This window comes from Methylobacterium sp. AC315 (assembly GCF_979253755.1).
In genome coordinates this window covers 237,290-256,404 of sequence record NZ_CEEDEA010000006.1, presented here as the reverse complement: position 1 = coordinate 256,404, position 19,115 = coordinate 237,290, and the positions used below count along the sequence as shown (strand labels likewise).

The following is a 19,115-nucleotide window of genomic DNA, read 5'->3' as shown; positions in this document are numbered from 1 at the left end:
ATCGTCGTCGACCAACGCCTGTCAGCCTACGCGCGCCGCGAAAGTATCACCTATCTTGCATCAACATTGCGGCATATGCCGAGACTTTGTGCACTCTTATTCACGCTCGATGCGGATGACCTGCGGCGGCTCGGCCAGCAGGCCGTCGGCGCCGATCGCGTCGAGTGCATCGCGGATGTTGCCCTCGGTGGCCGCGTAGGTGATCAGCACCAGCGGCACCGGCCGGCCCGAACGCCCGCGGGGATCCGTCCCGGCGCTCTCGGTGCGGCGCTGCAGGATGCTCTCCAGGGAGATCTCCCGCTCGGCCATCCGCTGGGCCACGCCGGCGGCGACGCCGGGGCGATCGTGTACGGTCAGCCGGATGTAATAGCCGCCCTCGTGCCGCTGCATCTCGACCCGCTCGCTGGCGCGCATCGACGCCGCCGGCACCCCGAAGGTCGGGCGGACGATGCCGCGCGCCACGTCGGCGATGTCGGCGACCACTGCGGAGGCCGTCGCCTCGCCGCCGGCGCCCGGGCCGATCAGCGTCAGTTCACCGACCGCGTCGGCGTCGATCGTGACCGCGTTGGTCACGCCCATCACCTGGGCGATCGCGGAGGATTTGGGGACCATGGTCGGGTGGACGCGCTGCTCGATCCCGGCCTCGGAGGCCTGGGCGACGCCGAGCAGCTTGATCCGGTAGCCGAGCTCGTCGGCCATGCGCAGGTCGAGGGGCTGCACCCGAGAGATGCCCTCCACCGACACGCCGTCCGCGTCGATGACGGTGCCGTAGGCGAGGCTCGTCAGGATCGCGAGCTTGTGGGCGGTATCGAAGCCCTCGACGTCGAAGGTCGGGTCCGCCTCGGCGTAGCCCAGCGCCTGCGCGTCCTTGAGACAGGCCTCGAAAGTCAGGCCCTCGCGCTCCATGCGGCTGAGGATGTAGTTGCAGGTGCCGTTGAGGATCCCGTAGACGCGCGCCACGGCGTTGCCGGGCAGGCCCTCGCGGAGGGTCTTGATCACCGGGATACCGCCGGCTACCGCGGCTTCGTAGGCGAGCGCGACGCCGTTCGTCTCGGCGAGCGCCGCCAGCGCCGCGCCGTGTCGGGCGAGCAGGGCCTTGTTGGCGGTGACCACGGTCTTGCCGGCCTGCAACGCCGCCTCGACCACGGCCTTGGCAGGCCCCTCGGCGCCACCGATCAGCTCGACCACGCAGTCGATCTCGCCGGAGCGGGCGAGCGCCACCGGATCGTCGAACCAGGTCACGCCGGCCAGGTCGAGGCCACGGTCGCGGGTCCGGTCACGGGACGACACCGCGGCGACGCGGATGTCGAGGCCGGAGGCGGTCAAGGTGTCATGGCGGCGGGCGATCATCCGGACGACGGACGCGCCGACGGTGCCGAGCCCGGCGACGCCGATGCGGTAGCTCACTGTCATGATTCCTTCCGTGCACGGGACTCGCGATGAGCCGGGTCACCGATGCGGCGCATCTGTGCAAGAATTCCGTCCGGCCCGCAACAAAACCGCCCGCGCCCTCATTCGACCGCGTCGCGGTGCCGGACCGCCGTGACGACCAGGGCGTAGAGGACGACGGCATTGAGTACGTGCCAGAGCGCGTGCGTGCCGGTCGGCAGCGCCGCGCAGACGGATCGGTCGAGGGTGCGGGCGGTCAGCGAGACCAGGAACAGCACGCCGATCTCCGTGAGCCGCCGGCCGGTGCCGACGAAGCGGTGCTCCGGCCGATCGAGCGCCGCCACGGTGAACAGGGCGAGCGCCGCGGGCACATAGTCGATCGAACCGTTGGTCAGGGCGGAGATGTCGGACCCGCTCAGCCCGTCGAGGGTGGGGACAAGGGTGAAGCTGAACAGGACGAAGCCCGCAGTCGCCGCCTCCACCCGGATGCGCGGCAGCCGCAGGATGCGATGGAGCGCCAGCGCCAGGTAGGCGACGATGAACAGCGTGATCGGGATGATGTCGGCATACATCGCCCAGGTCACCGCCAGGGTGTGGAACAGGAACGATCCGCATCCGACGACGGCGATCAGTCCGGCCAGTCCCAGGCACGCGCGGTCCGGCGTCCTCGCGGCGCGGGCCCGGCGCGCCGCGGCCGCGGCGGCCAGCAGGAAGGCGGCGTTCGACGCCGCGTTGACCGGCTCGGCCCAGACCTCCGGCCCGGTCCGCTCGCAGTAAGCCATGACCGGCTCGAACCACCCCATCGTCATCCTGGCGTCTATATCGCCCCGATCTTGCGCCGCCATGGCCTTGTCAGCGCGGCGCGAAGCGCGGATGACGCTTCAGCCGCTCCGGGACCAACTTTGGCGGCGAGCGCTCCAGACGGCGACCGGGAAGCGAGGCGATGCGGATCACGACCTGGAACGTCAACTCGATCAAGCAGAGGCTGCCGCATCTGCTCGGCTTCCTCGACGAGGCGAAGCCCGACGTGGTCTGCCTGCAGGAGCTGAAATGCCAGGACGAGGCGTTCCCGCGTGCCGAGGTCGAGGGTGCCGGGTACGCGGTCGAGACGCTGGGCCAGAGGGCCTATAACGGCGTGGCGCTGCTGGTTCGGGCGCCGCTCGAGATAAGCGAGATCCGGCGCGGACTTCCGGGCGACGAATCCGATGAGCAATCGCGCTACATCGAGGCGCTGATCTCCGGCGCCGAGACCAGACCGGTGCGGGTCGCCTCGATCTACCTGCCGAACGGCAATCCGGTCGACAGCCCGAAATACCCCTACAAGCTCGGCTTCATGGAACGGCTGCGGATCCACGCGCGCGCCCTCATGGAGGACGAGACCGCCGTGGTGCTCGCGGGCGACTACAACGTCATCCCGGAACCCGCCGACGCGGCCGACCTGGAAGCGTGGCGCTCCGACGCGCTGTTCCTCCCCGCAACGCGGGCGGCGTTCCGCGCCGTCCTGGCCGAGGGCTACACCGACGGCCTGCGCGCCTGCGATCCGCGCGACGGGCTCTTCACCTTCTGGGACTACCAGGCGGGCTGCTGGCAGCGGAACGCCGGCATCCGCATCGACCACCTCCTGCTGTCGCCGCAGGCCGCCGACCGTCTGGTCTCGGCCGCCGTGCAGAAGCACCTGCGCGGCCTGGACAAGCCGTCCGATCACGTACCGGTGACGGTGGAGCTGACGGCTGGCTGAAAGCCCCCCGCAGGGACGGGCCTTCGTGCCATCCGGTCGCGATGGCGCCGCGAACCTGCGAGACTGCGGGCTCAGCTCGACGGCGAGACTCCCTGCGGCAGCGCGATCGTCGAGGTCGCTTCGGCGATCTGGTCGGGACCGCCCTTCGGCGGCCAGACACCCGCGCCGTAGGCGTTGGCGCGCAATGCGGCCCGCTCCTCCAGGCTGGCGAAGGCCCAGATATGTGTGATGCGCGGAGCGCCATCGAGGGCGTAGAGGTTCACGACGAGATGCTCGGTATACGGACGGGCCGGCTCGATCGCCGCCTCCAAGCCCGCGAGCGTTGCCGGCAGGCCGCCGGGCTTGAGGCGGTAGGTCCGGACTTCATAGACCCCACCCCGATATCCGGTGCGGATCGGCGGTAGGAAGGGGAACGGCGCGTAGCTGTCCATCTCCAGCGCGGTCACCACGCGTCCCGCATGAAACGGGTTGGCACTGAGAAGGGCGCGCCGACGCTCGGCCGTCATGTCTTCCGGCGCCTCGAACCCGCGCAACACGATGATCCGCCCCAGCGTGCCGAACTCCGTGCGCCAGCAGCCGATCACCTGTCCCTTCGCGTCACCGTCCTCAACCCAGGCCCGGACGCCGTCGCCAGCCTCGCCAAGCGCCAGCAACGGGCAGGAGAGCGTGGCAAGTTCGTACAGCATGGCGGCCTCGACGGATCGGTAGGTCCAAAGCGCGCGCGAGCGGGTCGGTTTCACGCCAGCGCATTTGCATCCGTGGCTGATCGGGTCCTAATCGCCCCCTCGACGACCACCCGCGCCGCCCGCCTTCCATGCAAGCCGCACGCATTTCGCATCGCTTCAGGTGAACCAACCGACCATGCCGGCCCGCCCTCTCGTCCTGTTCCCCGACCCGAAACTCTCGCTGCCGGCACAACCAATCGATGCGTTCGGACCCGAAACGAAAGCCGTGGCCGACGACGTGGCGGACACGCTTTCCGCCGTGAGCGCCATGGGCCTGACGGCACCGCATATCGGCATCCTCGCGCGGATCGTGGTGGTCCGTATGTCGCCGGACGAGGATCTGCGCATCTATGTCAACCCGGTGATCCTCTGGGCCTCCCCGGAGACCGCGCCGCATGAAGAGGGCAGCGTCAGCATGCCCGGCGTGCGCGAGCGCATCACAAGGCCGAGCCGGATCCGCTTCAGCTACCGCGACCTCGACGGCGCCGCCCACGAGGAGGAGACGGACGGCTTTTCGGCCGCCGTGATCCAGCATGAGATCGATCAACTCGACGGTATATTCTGGATCGACCGCCTATCTCGTTTGAAACGGGATCGTCTTATCAAACGGTTTGAGAAGTCGAACGCCTCGAGATCAAGATGATCGTGAGTGGAACACGACGAATTGGTCGACGTGAAACGATGACATCGCCACCGATTGCATCGCTGCCGGCAACGGCTCAAGAGCGATGCCGGTTCGTCGGGGGATTCGACCATGATCGTCTACGGCAGCAGCCTCTCGCCCTTCGTGCGAAAAGTCCTGGTGGCATTGGTCGAGAAGGGTATCCGCTATCAGCACCGGCCGGTGGCGCCGCAATCGGACGATGCCGCCTTCCGGGCGGCGAGCCCGATCGGCAAGATCCCGGCGATCGAGCATGACGGCTTTCGGCTGGCCGATTCGAGCGCGATCCTCGATTATCTCGAGCGCCTCACCCCGCAGCCCGCGCTGATCCCGGCCGATGCGCAAGGGGCTGCCCGCGCCCGCTGGTTCGACAAGTTCGGCGAAGTCGAGCTGGATCGGAAACTCTTTGTCGTGTTCACGGAGCGCTTCCTGAAGCCCCGGGTGCTCAAAATCCCGGGTGACGACGCGCTGGCGCAGCAGGCGCTCGACACGGATCTGCCGCCCCTGTTCGACTACCTCGAATCGCAGATCATTGGGCCGTTCCTGGTGGGCGGCAGCTTCGGGATTGCCGACATCGCGGTCGCGGCGCCGTTCCACAATCTCCGGCTCGCCAAGGTTCAGGTGGATTCCAGTCGCTGGCCGAAGCTCGCCGGCTGGGTCGCGCTGACGCTCGACCGGCCGTCCTTCGTGACGGCGATTACCGCGCCGGCTTGGTGAGGCGACCGGGCCGCGATCACGGAGCGGTGACCGTGACGCGGTCGGCGCACCGGCGATCGGCCCTATCTGCCATGCAGGGGCAGGCGGATCGATATCCGGCCGTCGCGTCCCCGATGGAGTTGTAATGATCGTCTACGGTACCGGCTACTCGCCCTACGTCCGCAAGGTCCTGGTCTCGCTCACCGAGAAGAACGTGCCCTACGAGCACAGGCCGGTGATGTTCCACGCGCCCGATTCGGATTTCCGGGCGGCGAGCCCGCTGGGGAAGATCCCGGCGATCGAGGATGGCGGGTTCAAGCTCGCGGATTCCTCGGCGATCCTCTGGTATCTCGAGCGCAAGCACCCGACCCCGGCCCTGGTGCCCTCCGACCCACAGGCCCTCGGCCGCGCGGTCTGGTTCGACAAGTTCGGCGATACCGAGCTGTTCGGAAAGCTGATCGTGCCGTTCGTCGAGCGGATCCTGAAGCCCAACATGATGGGCAAGCCCACCGACGAGGCCGCCGTCACGAAGGCGCTCGACGCGGATCTGCCGCCGCTGTTCGATTATCTGGAGCGGCAGATCTCGGGCCCCTACCTCGTGGGTGACGCCTTCAGCATCGCCGACATCTCGATCGCCACGGGTTTCTACAATTTCCACGTGGCCGAGGCGCAGATCGATGCCGGCCGCTGGCCCAAGCTTGCGGCCTATATCGCCGAGACCCTGGCACGTCCGTCGTTCAAGACCGCGCAGGACGCCAAGAAGGGCTGAGGCAAGTCGGCGGCGGCGTCAGAGCAGGGCTCTAATGCCGCCGTCGGATCGAGCCGACGGTCTGGAGCTGGCTCTGCGCCTCGGCTCGGTCGTCCTCGTTGGCGGCCGCCCAGTTCTTGTCGTAAAGCGCGACGATCCAAGCGTCCTTGCGGCCCTCCGCGCCCTCGCGGGCGAGCGATAGCCACATCAGGCCTTTCACGCGCTGGACCGGCACGCCGCCCAATCCGTTCATCAGCATGTCGCCGAGCAGAGCCTGCGCCGGGTGGTGCCCCTTCTCGGCCGCGAGATTGAACCAGCGAGCAGCCTGCCGGGGATCGGCCTCGACTCCGGTGCCGTCGAGGTAGAGCCGGGCCAGGTTGTACTGCGCGTTCGGCTCGCCGTAATACGACGCCGCGTAGTTGAACATGTCGTAGGCGCGCTCGGGGTTCGGACGCACGTAGGTGCCCTTGATCCCCTCGAGGAAGTAGGTGCCGAGCGCCGTGAACGCACTGCCGGTGACCGCCGAGTTCTGCGGATCGGGACCGTCGTCGGTGCTGGCGTCGGCGATCCGGGAGAAGAACTCGAACGCCTTCAGGTCGTCATGGGGCACGCCGTCGCCCTCGGCGTACATCCGGCCGAGCTTCCAAAGGGCCAGTGCATGGCCCTGCCCGGCGGCGTATTCGAGGGCGCGGGCGGCGCCCTGCTTGTCGCCGGCATTGTACTCGCGCACCCCGGCCCGCAGCGCGTCCTTGGCCGACCGGTAGCTCTTGTCCGCCACCGGCACCTGGACCGGCGCGCGGACGCTGGCATCGAGCGCGCGCGGCGCATCCGTGGGCAGGGCGAGCAGGATCAGGACGCCGGCCGACGCCGCGATCCTGGCGATCAGGCGGGACCGACCGGGATCGGCCCCGGCCGGCGCCCTGCGCCGGCTGAGGTCAGTCCTAGACGTCCGCATAGCTCTCCAGCTCCTTGGCGCCGCCCGGATGGGTGACGGCGCCGTACAGCGCCGGGCCGACGCCCTGCGCGTATTTCCACAGATACCCGGAGGTCGCCGAGTTGGTCCGCGGCGCCCAGGCCTTGCGGCGCTCGGCGAACTCCGCGTCCGACAACGCGACGTTGAGCGTGCCCTGGATCGCGTCGAGGGTGATGACGTCGCCGTCGCGGATCAGGCCGATCGGCCCACCGACCGCCGCCTCGGGGCCGACATGGCCGACGCAGAAGCCGCGGGTCGCGCCGGAGAAGCGCCCGTCCGTGATCAGCGCGACCTTGTCGCCCATGCCCTGGCCGTAGAGGGCCGCCGTGGTGGACAGCATCTCGCGCATGCCGGGGCCGCCACGCGGACCCTCGTAGCGGATGACGAGGACATCGCCTTCCTTGTAGGTGCGCGACTGCACCGCCTCGAAACAGGCCTCCTCGCCGTCGAACACCCGCGCCGGGCCGGTGAAGACCTGTTTCTCGGCCGGCATGCCGGCGACCTTCACGATCGCGCCCTCGGGGGCGAGGTTGCCCTTGAGGCCGACGACGCCACCGGTCGGGGTGATCGGGCGGTTGGCCGGATAGACCACGTCCTGGTCGGGGTTCCAGGTCACCCGGTCCATGTTCTCCGCGATGGTGCGGCCGGTGACCGTCAGGCAGTCGCCGTGCATGAAGCCGTGGTCGAGCAGGGTCTTCATCAGCAGCGGGATGCCGCCGACCTCGAACATATCCTTGGCGACGTAGCGCCCGCCGGGCTTGAGGTCGGCGATGTAGGGCGTGCGCCGGAAGATCTCGGCGACGTCGAACAGCGTGAATTCGATGCCGCATTCATGCGCGATCGCCGGCAGGTGCAGGGCCGCGTTGGTCGATCCACCGGAGGCGGCGACCACGGTGGCGGCGTTCTCGAGCGCCTTGCGGGTAACGATGTCGCGCGGGCGGATCTGCTTGGCCAGCAGCTCCATCACCTTCTCGCCGGCGGTGGCGCAGAACTTGTCCCGGATCTCGTAGGGCGCCGGGGCGCCGGCCGAATAGGGCAGCGCCAGGCCGATTGCCTCGGAGACGGTCGCCATGGTGTTGGCGGTGAACTGCGCGCCGCAGGCGCCGGCCGACGGGCAGGCGACCTGCTCCAACTCGTCGAGGTCCTCCAGGCTCATGTCGCCGACCGCGACCTTGCCCACAGCCTCGAACAGGTCCTGCACGGTGACGGGCTTGCCACGGAACGAGCCGGGCAGGATCGACCCGCCGTAGATGAAGATCGACGGCACGTTGAGGCGGACCATCGCCATCATCATGCCGGGCAGCGACTTGTCGCAGCCGGCGAGGCCGACCAGGGCATCGTAGGCGTGGCCGCGCATGGTCAGCTCGACCGAGTCGGCGATGACCTCGCGGGACGGCAGCGAGGCGCGCATGCCGCCATGGCCCATGGCGATGCCGTCCGTGACCGTGATGGTGCAGAATTCACGCGGGGTGCCGTGAGCCGCCGCGACGCCCTTCTTCACTGCCTGCGCCTGGCGCATCAGCGAGATGTTACAGGGGGCTGCCTCGTTCCAGCAGGAGGCGACACCCACCAGCGGCTGGTGGATCTGCTCCCGGGTCAGTCCCATCGCATAGAGATAGGAGCGATGCGGGGCCCGATCCGGCCCCTCCGTGACGTGACGGCTGGGCAGCTTCGACTTGTCGTTCAACCGCGTGTCCATCAACCCGAACCAAGCCTTCGCGCCGCCAGTCCCGAGGGTGCAGGAAGCCGCGGCGCGTCGCCGTTCGCGATGCGCCGGATGGGCCGTCCGCGTGCTCGGGAAAACCTCGTTTCGAAACGGTAAATCGTTGTCGAACTTGCCGTTTACCGCGGAGGGTGAGGTGGGCCCGGACTATGGCGGGATCGCGGCGTTTGCGGGCAGGTCTCGGGGCGGACCCGGGTTCGTTTTACGGTGTTGCGACCCCGCCACAGCCACGCTTGGGGTCGATTGCCGGCACGAGATAAGGTTAAGGATAATCCTTCGGCCACCCGACCCGGCAGATTAGGCTCAATCGACACGGGTTCTGAAGCTCATAGACGAGCGGTATCGTCGGAGCCTTGCCGCTCAGAACACGCCGCCGTCATTCCGGGGCGCCGCAGGCGAGCCCGGGATTAAGAGACGCCGCTCGCACAAGGCACTGAACTGATTGCGTTTCTGGATCCCGGGCTCCGCTTCGCGGCCCCGGGATGACGGTGGGTGATGGATCGGATGTCGATGACAATCTACAGACCGCAGGCGTGGGCTATGAACTGCTCTCCGCATGACTGATCCGACACTCGTTCGGCGCCGGGCACGAAACACGCGCTTCCGTTCAGCTTCGGCCAGGCTCCGGCAGGGCGGCGGCCGAGGGAGCGGATTCCAAAGCGTGGTCGCTCTCGTCCTTCAGGTTCACACCGCTGAGGCCGAGGGTAAGCGCACGCGCGAGCAGCCAGTGCAGCTTGAACGCGGCGCGCTCATGGGTGAGGCCGGCGGCCCGCACATTCGAAATGCAGTTGCGCTCCGCGTCCGAGCGGCCGATTTTGGGATCGAGCGTCAGGTAGATGCCGAGACTGTCGGGGGAGGACAGGCCTGGCCGCTCGCCGATCAGCATCACCACCGCCCGAGCCTTCAGGGCTTGGCCGACAGCGTCGCCGAGCGCCACGCGCGCTTGCCGGGCGATCACCACGGGCGCGAGGCGCCACTCGGCATTCTTCGCGAGGGGCGTGAACGCCATCAGCAACGGCGCCGCATTCTCGTGCACGGCCCGGGCCGAGAGCCCATCGGCCACCACCACGGCGAGATCGGCGGCATCGGCCACGGCCTCGAGCTTCGGCAAGTCGTTCGGGTCTAGCCGCCGCCCGAGATCCGGGCGGCGCAGGTAGGTCGCCCGGTCCGGGGCCTGGGACGCGACCGGGATGGTCGAGAGGCCGAGTTCCGCGATGGATGCGGCCAGGGCCTCGGCATCCATCGGCGCGTGGACGGCATCCCGGGCCTGGGCATGATCGAGGCCGAAGCGCAGCACCTCCCGGGTCGGCAGGCCACTGCCTGCGCGTCCGAGCCCGATCCGGGCCGGCGTCAGGCCGGCGAGTCTGGACCAGATCTCCCGCAGGTCGCTCACGCGGCGAGGTCCGGCGCGGCGGTGAGGAGGGGCGCGCCCGATCCCGGCAGCAGGGCGCCGGCCCCGTCGGTGAGCCCGATGCCGTGCAGCCAGGCCTCGAATTCGGGGGCGCGCTTCAGGCCCAGCACCTCGCGCAGATAGAGGGAATCGTGGAACGACGTGGATTGGTAGTTGAGCATCACGTCGTCGGCCCCCGGGACGCCCATGATGTAGGTGCAGCCGGCCGCGCCGAGCAGCGTCAGCAGCGTGTCCATGTCGTCCTGATCGGCCTCGGCGTGATTGGTGTAGCAGACGTCCACGCCCAGCGGCACGCCCATCAGCTTGCCGCAGAAATGATCCTCCAGACCCGCCCGGATGATCTCCTTTCCGTCGTAGAGGTATTCCGGCCCGATGAAGCCCACGACGGTGTTCACCAGGAGCGGCCGGAACGGCCGGGCGACCGCGTAGGCCCGGGCCTCGAGGGTCTGCTGGTCGATGCCGTGATGGGCATCGGCCGAGAGCGCGGAGCCCTGCCCGGTCTCGAAATACATGCAGTTGTCGCCGAGCGGGCCGCGCTTGAGCGCGAGCGCGGCCTCATGAGCCTCCTTCAGCAGGGCTAGCGTCACTCCGAAGCCCGCATTGGCCTTCTCGGTCCCGGCGATCGACTGGAACACGAGGTCGACCGGCAAGCCGCGCTCCATGGCGGCGAGCGTCGTGGTGACGTGGGTGAGCACGCAGGCCTGGGTCGGGATGGCGTTCTTCTGAATCACCCCGTCGAGGAGGTGGAGCAGGTCACCGAGCGCCTGGACTGAATCCGAGGCTGGGTTGATGCCGATCACGGCGTCGCCGCAGCCGAGGGTGAGCCCGTCGAGGATCGCCGCGGTGATACCCTTCGGATCGTCTGTGGGATGATTGGGCTGCAGCCGCACCGCCAGCGTGCCCGGCAGCCCGATCGTGTTGCGGAACCGGGTGACCACCCGGGCCTTGCGCGCCACCGAGATCAGGTCCTGGTTGCGCATGATCTTCGAGACTGCAGCGGCGATCTCGGGCGTTACGCCCGGTGCGATCCGGGTCAGCACCTCCGGGGTGGCGGTCAGCAGGAACTCGCGGAAATCGCCGACCGTGAGGTGGGCGATCTCCCGGAAGGCGGCGGCATCGTGCGTATCCAGGATCAGCCGGGTGACGTCGTCCTTCTCGTACGGGATCAGCGGGCGGGCCAGGATCTCGGCCAGCGGCACCTCCGCGAGGCACCAGCGCGCCGCCGCGTTCTCCTCGGCCGATTCGGCCGCGACCCCGGCGAGCCGGTCGCCGGAGCGGACCGGCGTCGCCTTGGCCATCAGTGTGGCGAGGTCGGCGAAGACGTGGGTGCGCGGGCCGACAACGTGGCGGTAGGCCATGCGGTTTTCCCTGGTCCTTGCTTTCCGAGGATCACAGGATAGCGTGATCCGATACGGCTGTCCGGTCAGGCCGCACCGGCATTCGGTGCGGGGACCTCGGTGGAGATGGCATCGACCGTGCGCGGCATCGGGCTGCCCTGCCCGTCCGTGCGCTGGATCCGGACCTGTTGGTTGACCGGCTGCATGTTGCCGAACGGCGTCGAGAAGGCGATCTCGGCGGCGTCACGCCCGACGCCGATGCGCACCAGCCCGTCGAGATCCGCCTGACGGGTCGCGTCGAACAGCCACCAGCGCCCGTCGAGATAGGCTTCGAACACCGCGTGGAAGTCGCTCGGCACGAGACCGTGCGCGTAGCAGCTCACGAACCGGGCCGGGATCCCGAGTGCCCGGCAGAACGCCGTTCCGATATGCGCGAAGTCGCGGCAGACGCCGGCCCGCTTCAGGAGCGACTCGTCCGCCGTGGTCTCGCCGTCGCTCGTGCCGGGCTGGTAGGTGATGTGGTCGTGTATCCAGTTGCAGATCTCGTTGACCCGGCTGTGGCCCTTGGGCAGCGCGCCGAACTCGGCCTGCGCGTAGGGCGTCAGCCGATCGGAGGAGACGAACCGGCTCGGCAGTAAAAACGGTAGGATGTCCAGCGGCAGTTCGCCGACCGGGGTCTCGTTGATGGTCGCCGGGTCGGCCCGATGGACGGTCAGGTCCACCTCCGCATTATACTCCAGCGCGAACTGACCCATGGGCACGTTGACGCCGAGATAGCGGTTCAGCAGGTCGGGGGTGGTGTAGAGGTCGCGCTTCAGGTTCGGCGTCAGCACGAGGCTCTCGCTGAGGATCTCGACGCTCCTCAGCTTGGCCACCTCCAAATTGAAGATGAAAGTCGTGTCCGAGAGAATATTATAGGACAGGCTGCAGCCGAGGGTATAGCGCATCGGATCTCCTTGCCGGGCGACGAGATGATCGCTGTCCAAGCAAGGTGCGCGCCTTATCGGCGGTTCCGGCTCAGGAGACCGATCTTTCCGCGGAGCGCGGCAGCAGCAGGACGGTGAGCGAGCGCACGCCCTGCGCGCCGTGGATCAGCACGCCCTCGATGTCGGCGGTGGCCGACGGCCCGGTATGCAGCACCGCGTAGGCAGAACGACCGAATTCCGGTCGCTTGTAGGCCGCCTGAACGTTGGGGAGGATGTCGGCGGGATCGAGCAGCACGATCAGGTGCTGGGCCAGGTAGGCGACGGCGTTCACGATCAGCTCGCCCTCCGTGAACAGCACCGAGCCAGTCTCGGCGATGCCGAACACGGCGCGCACCACCGCCACATCGACGTCCTCGACCTCCTGTGGGTAGCGTACCGCCCGTAGGTCGCGGTTGCCGTCGATCTCCGGGACCGCGGAGGCGATCACCTTCGAATCCGCCAACCGCTCGCGCACGCCCATCAGTGGGTCGCCGGTGCGGCCGTCCTCGATCCGGCCGCCCATGCGCTTCAGCCGCTCGCCGAACTCCTCGATCAGGTCGTCCCCGACCAGCGGCGCGAAGGTCGGCACGTTCGGCAGCGGATAATCGCCCGCCGGACGGTTCGCCTTAAGCGCCGCCAGGATGTCCGCGCGCGCGCTCATCGGGCCGTGTCCTTCGCAGCGGTCTCCTTGGCAGCGGTGCTTTTGACCGCCTTCTGCATCCGGTTCTGCTTGTACCAGGCATGGAAGGTCTGGCGCGGCGCATCCGGCATCTCGCGCTTCTTCCCCCAGGTGTTGAGCGGGTTGTAGACGGCGAAGCGCGGCAGCACCTTCAGCGCCGAATCCGCGGCGCCGATCGCCGCCCGATAGGCGGCGGGCCGAGACAGGACCGCACCCGCGGCCTTCATCATTCCCTGCTTGAGCGCCGGGATGTGATGCTCCTCGACCAGGACCTTGCGCCAGGCGAAGATCTGCTCGTGGATGTTGATCTTGACCGGGCAGACGTTGGTGCAGGAGCCGTTCATCGTCGAGGAGAACGGCAGGGTCGAGTATTTCCGCTTGTTGAAGGTCGGGTCGATGATCAACCCGATCGGGCCCGAATAGGTCGCCCCGTAGGAGAGGCCGCCCGAACGCCGGTAGACCGGACAGGTGTTCATGCAGGCACCGCAGCGGATGCACTTCAGCGAGGTCCAGAACTCCTCCAGCCCGAGCCGGGCCGAGCGGCCGTTATCGACCAGCACCATGTGCATCTCGGTGCCCTTGCGGGGTCCGCGGAAATGCGAAGTGTACTGGGTGATCGGCGAGCCGAGCGCCGAGCGCGACAGCAGCCGGATGAACACCCCGAGATGCTCGACCTTGGGGATGATCTTCTCGATGCCGATCGAGTGGATCTGCAGCAGCGGGACGTTGCCGGACAAGTCGGCATTGCCCTCGTTGGTGCAGGTGACGACGGTGCCGGTCTCCGCGATGGCGAAGTTGCAGCCGGTCATGCCGGCATCGGCCTTCAGAATGTAGGGCCGGGTCGTCTCGCGCTGGCTTTCGGCGAGGTAATGGGCGTCGTCGTTGTCCGGATCCGTGCCCAGCGTCTTGGCGAAGACTTCGGCCACGTCCATCCGGGTCTTGTGGACCGCGGGCGCCACGATGTGGCTCGGCTCCTCGTTGTCGAGCTGCTGGATGCGCTCGCCGAGATCGGTCTCGATGATTTCGATGCCGTTGGCGGCCATGTGGTGGCGGAAGCCGCATTCCTCGGTGAGCATCGACTTGGACTTCACGAGGGTCTTGGCGCCGCGGCTGCGCAGGATCTCAAGGACGATGCGGTTGTGGTCGGCGCCGTCCGCAGCCCAGTGGACCTGCACGCCGTTGGCTTTCGCGGCGGCCTCGAACTGCTCGAGATACTGGTCGAGATGGGTGAGCGTGTGCGCCTTGATGGCGGAGGCGAGCTCCCGCAGCTCCTCCCATTCCGGGATGCCGTGCGCCGAGGTATCGCGTTTCTTGCGCAGGTCCCACAGGCGCTCGTCGTGGGCGGCCTGGTGGAGCGGCGCGGCGAGGAAGCGCTCGGCGGCCTCGCCCTGATCGATCGGGCGATCGCCGCGGATTTTCGCGCCGCGGGGCTGCGGCTCGCGGGTCTGCGGCGCCCGGATCGGCTTCGTCGCGGCCTCGGCGTGCTGGAGGCGGCCGCCATCCTGGCCGCGCTCGCTCTCGTCGTCGGCAGCGCGGACTTCCGGGTGGATGAGACCATCGCGGGCGCGCGGGTTCAGATCTTCGACGCTCATGCGGCGGCTCCGTTCAGCACTTGCGCGATGTGGATGTAGCGGAGCGGCAGGCCGAGGCGTTCGGCACAGCCCTTCTGATGCATCAGGCACGAGGAATCGGCCGAGACAACATATGCGGCCCCGGCCCAATTCTGGTCGGCGACCTTGTCGTAGCCCATCTTGGCCGAGACAGCCGGCTCGAACACCGAGAAGGTGCCGCCGAAGCCGCAGCACTCGTCCGGCCGGGCGAGATCGACCAGCTCGACGCCCTTGACGAGGCGAAGCAGGTCGAGGGGCTTCGAGAAGTACGGTTTCACGATCTCGGACGGTCGGGCATGGTGGATGCCGCGTAGCGCATTGCAATTGCCGTGATAGGCGACCTTGTGCGGGAACTCCGCCCAGGGCAGAGCCTCGATTTTCAGCACGTCGTGCAGAAACTCGACGAGCTCGTAGGTGCTGGCCCGGACCTTCTTGACCTCGTCCGTCTGCGGGATCGCGGTCAGGTGCTCGCGGACCTGGTGCACGCAGGAGCCCGAGGGCGCCACCACGTAGTCGAAATCCGAGAAGTTCTTGACGAACAGGGCCTCGGTGGCGGCGGCCTCCGCGTGGCAGCCGGTGTTGGCCATCGGCTGGCCGCAACAGGTCTGGTCGAACGGGTATTCCACCGTGCAACCGACCCGCTCCAGCAATTCCAGCGTGGCGATCCCAACTTCCGGCTCGAAAGCGTCGACGTAGCACGGCACGAACAGGCCGACCCGCATGGTCCGGATTCTCCCTGGATCGCCCGCTCCGCTGGACTGGAACGGGTCTAGAATTCAGAGAGAGGTCTACCGGATGAGGTTGGTTTTGGCGAGGTCGAGAACTGCGTCACCGCGCCCATCCATCACGGCCCGCAGCACGTAGAGGCTGAAGCCCTTCATCTGCTGCCCGTCGATCTTGGGCGGCATCGAGAGCTCGTTGCGGGCGGTGCGCACATCGAGCAACGAGGGGCCGTCGAAGGCCAGGAACTCGCGCATGGCGCCGGGCAGCTCGGCTGGGTCCTCGACCCGCAGGGCGAAGATGCCGGCGGCCCGCGACATCGCGGCGAAGTCCGGATTGTCGAGCGCGACGCCGGTCTCGAGATAGCCCGCCGCCTTCATCTCCAGCTCCACGAAGCCGAGGGTGCCGTTGTTGAACACCACGACCTTCAGGGGCAGGCGGTGCTGACGCAGGGTTAGGAAGTCGCCCATCAGCATGGCGAAACCGCCGTCGCCGCAAAGCGCGATCACCTGCCGGTTCGGCTCCGCGGCTTGCGCGCCGATCCCCTGGGACAGGGCGTTGGCCATCGAGCCGTGAACCCAGGAGCCGAGCAGGCGCCGTTTGCCGTTCATCTCCAGGTAGCGTGCCGCCCAGATCGTCGGGGTGCCGACATCGGCGGTGAAGATCGCGTCGTCCGCGGCCGCCTCGCTGATCGTCTTCGCGAGATATTGCGGATGGAGCGGGCCGCCCGGCTTCCCGGTAGCGAGATCGTCGAGGCCCGCGCGGGCCTTGGCGTAGTGCTTCAGGCTGGAATCCAGGAACGACCGGTCGGCCTTCGGCTTCAGGCGCGGCAGCAGCGCCCGGATCGTCGCGCCGACATCGCCGACGAGGCCGTGCTCGATGCGGCAGCGGCGGCCGAGTTCGGCGGGGCGCAGATCGACCTGGGCGACCTTCGCGTCCTGCGGGTAGAATTGCTTGTAGGGGAACCCCGTGCCCAGCATCAGCAGGGTGTCGCACGCCATCATGGCGGCGTAGCCGGACGAGAACCCGATCAATCCGGTCATGCCGACATCGTAGGGGTTGTCGAACGCGACGAACTCCTTGCCGCCGAGCGCGTGCACGATTGGACTCTTGAGCGCCTCGGCAAGCTGAAGCAGATCGGAATGGGCGCCGGCGCAGCCGCGTCCGCACAGCAGCGTCACGCGCTTGCCGGCGTTGAGCATGGCCGCCAGAGTATCGAGTTCGGCATCGGCCGGACGAACTACAGGCTTTGCCGGGATCAGCCCGGCCCGAGTGGCCAACGCGCGCTTGGGCGCATCGCGCAGCGCGACGTCGCCCGGGATAACGATGACGGCGACGCCCCCCTCTCCCACGGCGGCGCGGATCGCATTCTCGAGCACGAACGGCATCTGCGACGGGTCGGACACCAACTCGCAGTAATGGCTGCATTCGCGGAACAGCGCGGTCGGGCGGGTCTCCTGAAAGTACCCCGAGCCGATCTCAGCGGACGGGATCTGCGCGGCGATCGCCAGGACCGGAGTCCGGCTCCGGTGCGCGTCGTAGAGCCCGTTGATCAGGTGCAGGTTGCCGGGGCCGCACGAGCCCGCGCATACGGCGAGCTTGCCGGTGACCTGCGCCTCCGCGCTTGCCGCAAAGGCCGCCGCCTCCTCGTGGCGGGTGTGGATCCAGTCGATCTTTCCGCGCGCGCGCAGCGCCTCCGTGATCCCGTTCAGGCTGTCGCCCACAACGCCGTAGATACGCGCGACTCCGGCCTCCTTAAGGGTCTCGGCGATCAGATCGGCGACGTTCTCGATGCGCATGGTTCAAGCTCCGCATTTTCGGAGCCGAACTGTGCTGCCAGCGGTGATGTTCCGTCGCTCTCGGCCCGATGCTGCATCGCACACATGTCCGATGCAGCAGTCAAGACGGCAGAACCGGAGATTTCGGAGTCTAACCCCGAATGTTCGCGCCCGGGTTTCGCAGAAAATACTATCCCCGTCGAACGATCAGGGGCGGACCGCGTCCACGTCGCGGGCGATCACGGCGAACAGGTCGCCGAGGCCCGCGAGGCTCGCGGCCTGTAGCTGGGCCGCCGGCACCACCGAGCCGTCGGGCGCCGGCAAATCGCGCGTCGCGGTCGCCGAGGCGACTACGGTGGGAGGGAAGCCGAGGTTGAAGGCCGAGCGCGCCGTCGAGTTCACGCACATGTGGGTCATGAAGCCGGCCAGGATGAGGTCGGTGACGCCTGCCCGCTTGAGCCGATCCTCGAGATCCGTGCCTACGAACGAACTCGGAAAGGCCTTGGTGATCACGGCCTCCCCGTCCTGCGGCGCGACCTCCTGCGAGATCTGCCCGATCTCCGCGGTGATGTCGTAAGGCGAGCCGGGGCCGGCATTGTGCTGGATGTGGAAGACCGGCACGCCGGATTCCCGGGCTCGTTTGAGAAGGATCGCGGCCTCCGCGACCGCCGGCTCGACGCCGGACAGGCGCATCACGCCCTCGCGGTACGTATTCTGGATGTCGATGAGGACGAGTGCGGCCCTCTTCAGGCTGGCCGGCTCGGGGCTCAGGCCGGAGAGGCCGCGTAGGGTCTTGAGATCGCTCACCCGTGTCTCCCGATGCGCCCGTGATCGATCCGCCGGTGTGAACCCAATCGGGCAACGGCTGGTGCGGCGGCGGACCTTCCGTGGATCAACGCTGATCCCACTTGTTTCGCCGTCGACGAGGCCACGCCTCGCCCTGAGTCGCAAGGCCGCGTCGGCGCCTGCGCTGACTCTTCGGGGCGTCCGGATGTTCCAGGCGTCGTCCGGGCCGGTGTTTCCCAGCGAAGTCGGGAGCCGCGCTTGATTTCCGCCGCTTCAGAGTCGAAGGACGTCTGGAAACGTTCCTAAGAGATCAGCGTCGAAGAGATCAGCGTCATGGAAGAATTGCTCGCCCGCGTTACCGCCCGCACCGGGCTCGACGCCGCGACCGCGCAGACGGCCATCGGGCACATCCTGGCCTTCCTGCAGAAGGAAGGGCCGGAATCCGAGGTGGGCCAGCTCATGGCCGCGCTCCCCGGTTCCGAAGCTCTCGTGGCCGAGTCGAATGCCGGCGAGAGCGGCGGTGGCGGCCTGATGGGCATGCTCGGCGGCATGATGGGTGGCGGCGGCGTCATGGCGCTCGGCCAGAAGTTGATGGGCGCCGGTGTGCCCATGGGCCAGATGCAGCCGCTCGGCCAGGAGCTGTTCGCTTTCGGCCGTGAGAAGGTCGGCGAGGACGCCATGGGACCGATCATCGGTTCGATCCCGGGCCTCAACCAGTTCGTCTGACGTCCTCGGTCCCGGGGCGGCCCAAACCCTCCGGGACCCGTTTTTCGGCCGCGGCACGTGCGCCGCCGCACCGTTTTCGCGCCAGTCCTGAACGATCGTAAAAAAGTGGTTTCGCCGTCAGAGCTTGGCGGAACCCGTTCACGCGATCCCCGTTATTCGGGATGCAATTCGGAACATCGCCTTCGGCGCGTGACCGGATCGCACTCAGGTAGGCCGGCCATGCCCGTCTTCGACGCCAAGAATCTGGATGCCGCCTTCGAGGGCCATGCGCTGCTCGCGGCGATCCTGCATCCGACCCGCGCCGCTCAGACCCGCGCCCTGCGCCATGGACGCCGCCGGGTCGAGCGTGCCTCCGCCCTCGCCGATCCGTTGACGATCGAGCCACGCTTCCCCGGCACCAGCGACGAACTCGCCTCGGCGACCTTCCAGGGGCGCTGACGAATCTTGGTG

At 68.1% G+C, this 19,115-nt stretch carries 19 protein-coding genes; 6 read left to right on the top strand and 13 right to left on the bottom strand.

Annotated elements, in window-relative coordinates; genetic code table 11:
- Nucleotides 1-96: 96 nt before the first annotated feature.
- Both AC0IY0_RS13380 and AC0IY0_RS13375 read right to left on the bottom strand, forming a co-directional pair.
- Nucleotides 97-1,413: a homoserine dehydrogenase gene (locus AC0IY0_RS13380; RefSeq protein ID WP_147906930.1), complete on the bottom strand. Its 1,317-nt coding sequence runs from the start codon at nt 1,411-1,413 to the stop codon at nt 97-99.
- 98 nt (nt 1,414-1,511) lie between these two features.
- Nucleotides 1,512-2,198, bottom strand: a complete 687-nt coding sequence (locus AC0IY0_RS13375) for a ceramidase domain-containing protein (protein WP_461231989.1) — start codon at nt 2,196-2,198, stop codon at nt 1,512-1,514.
- Nucleotides 2,199-2,332: 134 nt separating this feature from the next.
- Between AC0IY0_RS13375 and xth the strand changes: the two genes are divergently transcribed.
- The gene (xth, locus tag AC0IY0_RS13370; RefSeq protein ID WP_471764039.1) at nt 2,333-3,127 is read left to right on the top strand and encodes an exodeoxyribonuclease III; all 795 of its coding nucleotides are present in this window, start codon (nt 2,333-2,335) and stop codon (nt 3,125-3,127) included.
- A 71-nt stretch (nt 3,128-3,198) separates the two neighbouring features.
- Here xth and AC0IY0_RS13365 read toward each other — a convergent pair whose 3' ends face one another.
- Nucleotides 3,199-3,813 carry an NIPSNAP family protein gene (locus AC0IY0_RS13365; protein ID WP_471764037.1) on the bottom strand — a complete coding sequence of 205 codons (615 nt, stop codon included), beginning with the start codon at nt 3,811-3,813 and terminating at the stop codon, nt 3,199-3,201.
- Nucleotides 3,814-3,988: 175 nt separating this feature from the next.
- Between AC0IY0_RS13365 and AC0IY0_RS13360 the strand changes: the two genes are divergently transcribed.
- From AC0IY0_RS13360 to AC0IY0_RS13350, 3 genes are all read left to right on the top strand, one after another.
- Nucleotides 3,989-4,495 (top strand): peptide deformylase, encoded by a 507-nt coding sequence (locus AC0IY0_RS13360; protein ID WP_147906934.1) that lies wholly within the window; start codon nt 3,989-3,991, stop codon nt 4,493-4,495.
- A 111-nt stretch (nt 4,496-4,606) separates the two neighbouring features.
- On the top strand, nt 4,607-5,230 hold the full coding sequence (locus AC0IY0_RS13355; protein ID WP_471764036.1) for a glutathione S-transferase family protein: 624 nt from the start codon (nt 4,607-4,609) through the stop codon (nt 5,228-5,230).
- A gap of 124 nt (nt 5,231-5,354) precedes the next feature.
- Nucleotides 5,355-5,978 carry a glutathione S-transferase family protein gene (locus tag AC0IY0_RS13350; protein ID WP_471764035.1) on the top strand — a complete coding sequence of 208 codons (624 nt, stop codon included), beginning with the start codon at nt 5,355-5,357 and terminating at the stop codon, nt 5,976-5,978.
- Nucleotides 5,979-6,009: 31 nt separating this feature from the next.
- Here the strand turns inward: AC0IY0_RS13350 and AC0IY0_RS13345 are convergent, their stop codons facing one another.
- The 10 genes from AC0IY0_RS13345 to AC0IY0_RS13300 form a co-directional block, all read right to left on the bottom strand.
- Nucleotides 6,010-6,912, bottom strand: coding sequence for a tetratricopeptide repeat protein (locus AC0IY0_RS13345; protein ID WP_147906937.1), 903 nt, complete (start codon nt 6,910-6,912; stop codon nt 6,010-6,012).
- Complete coding sequence (gene ilvD, locus AC0IY0_RS13340; protein WP_471764033.1) at nt 6,899-8,629, bottom strand: dihydroxy-acid dehydratase; 1,731 nt, start codon at nt 8,627-8,629, stop codon at nt 6,899-6,901. Before ilvD ends, AC0IY0_RS13345 begins: the two co-directional genes overlap by 14 nt.
- A gap of 631 nt (nt 8,630-9,260) precedes the next feature.
- Nucleotides 9,261-10,046 carry an ethanolamine ammonia-lyase subunit EutC gene (eutC, locus tag AC0IY0_RS13335; protein ID WP_471764031.1) on the bottom strand — a complete coding sequence of 262 codons (786 nt, stop codon included), beginning with the start codon at nt 10,044-10,046 and terminating at the stop codon, nt 9,261-9,263.
- Nucleotides 10,043-11,422 carry an ethanolamine ammonia-lyase subunit EutB gene (locus tag AC0IY0_RS13330; protein ID WP_471764030.1) on the bottom strand — a complete coding sequence of 460 codons (1,380 nt, stop codon included), beginning with the start codon at nt 11,420-11,422 and terminating at the stop codon, nt 10,043-10,045. The genes eutC and AC0IY0_RS13330 overlap by 4 nt, the downstream gene beginning before the upstream one ends.
- Before the next feature lie 65 nt (nt 11,423-11,487).
- Nucleotides 11,488-12,348 (bottom strand): transglutaminase-like domain-containing protein, encoded by an 861-nt coding sequence (locus AC0IY0_RS13325; protein ID WP_147937542.1) that lies wholly within the window; start codon nt 12,346-12,348, stop codon nt 11,488-11,490.
- A 70-nt stretch (nt 12,349-12,418) separates the two neighbouring features.
- Nucleotides 12,419-13,027 (bottom strand): LutC/YkgG family protein, encoded by a 609-nt coding sequence (locus tag AC0IY0_RS13320; RefSeq protein ID WP_419830570.1) that lies wholly within the window; start codon nt 13,025-13,027, stop codon nt 12,419-12,421.
- Entirely contained in the window at nt 13,024-14,637 is a 1,614-nt protein-coding gene (locus AC0IY0_RS13315) for a lactate utilization protein B (RefSeq protein ID WP_471764029.1), read from the bottom strand. Before AC0IY0_RS13315 ends, AC0IY0_RS13320 begins: the two co-directional genes overlap by 4 nt.
- Nucleotides 14,634-15,377 carry a (Fe-S)-binding protein gene (locus tag AC0IY0_RS13310; RefSeq protein ID WP_471764028.1) on the bottom strand — a complete coding sequence of 248 codons (744 nt, stop codon included), beginning with the start codon at nt 15,375-15,377 and terminating at the stop codon, nt 14,634-14,636. The genes AC0IY0_RS13315 and AC0IY0_RS13310 overlap by 4 nt, the downstream gene beginning before the upstream one ends.
- Before the next feature lie 66 nt (nt 15,378-15,443).
- Nucleotides 15,444-17,174: a ubiquinone-dependent pyruvate dehydrogenase gene (gene poxB, locus AC0IY0_RS13305; protein ID WP_471764027.1), complete on the bottom strand. Its 1,731-nt coding sequence runs from the start codon at nt 17,172-17,174 to the stop codon at nt 15,444-15,446.
- 186 nt (nt 17,175-17,360) lie between these two features.
- Nucleotides 17,361-17,960, bottom strand: coding sequence for a cysteine hydrolase family protein (locus AC0IY0_RS13300; protein WP_471764025.1), 600 nt, complete (start codon nt 17,958-17,960; stop codon nt 17,361-17,363).
- 312 nt (nt 17,961-18,272) lie between these two features.
- Here AC0IY0_RS13300 and AC0IY0_RS13295 point away from each other — a divergent pair, with 312 nt between their 5' ends.
- Both AC0IY0_RS13295 and AC0IY0_RS13290 read left to right on the top strand, forming a co-directional pair.
- Nucleotides 18,273-18,665 carry a DUF2267 domain-containing protein gene (locus AC0IY0_RS13295; RefSeq protein WP_147854372.1) on the top strand — a complete coding sequence of 131 codons (393 nt, stop codon included), beginning with the start codon at nt 18,273-18,275 and terminating at the stop codon, nt 18,663-18,665.
- 219 nt (nt 18,666-18,884) lie between these two features.
- On the top strand, nt 18,885-19,103 hold the full coding sequence (locus AC0IY0_RS13290; RefSeq protein WP_147937547.1) for a hypothetical protein: 219 nt from the start codon (nt 18,885-18,887) through the stop codon (nt 19,101-19,103).
- The last annotated feature ends 12 nt before the right edge of the window (nt 19,104-19,115 follow it).